General features: G+C 53.2%; 1 protein-coding gene. It reads left to right on the top strand.

Features of this window, described 5'->3' with window-relative positions; translation table 11 throughout:
- The coding region (locus KMS84_RS39545; protein WP_256921488.1) for a hypothetical protein at window positions 1-340 on the top strand (340 nt) is incomplete at both ends.

Here is a 340-nt window from a genome sequence, read left to right as displayed (position 1 = left end):
AATGGCAATGGCAGTGGCGGATTTGATCGGGGTGGTTTTGGCTCGGTAGAGTCCATGAGTAATAAGCCTTTCACCGCAGGCGCCCATTACTCAAATTACAAGCTGGACAAGAGCAACCCTGGGACTAAGCCAGGAATGGGCAACGAGGCCGGCAATATCTGGTCTGGCTTCAGCCAGGGGCCGGACGGAAATTGCACCACGGTTGCAGCGATAAAGGCCGCAATGATGAAGTTCGGCAACAAACCAACTGACGTATTCATGGACGTTCAACCGAAAGGCGACGGCTTTAGCGTGAAGATGCGCGATGGGTTCGAGCTCGATTTGAGCAAAGCAGAATTGG

Source organism: Streptomyces hilarionis, assembly GCF_024539675.1.
Lineage (GTDB): Bacteria > Actinomycetota > Actinomycetes > Streptomycetales > Streptomycetaceae > Streptomyces > Streptomyces hilarionis.
The sequence above is the reverse complement of the archived record's forward strand: the minus strand, read 5'-3'. Positions and strand labels throughout refer to the sequence as shown.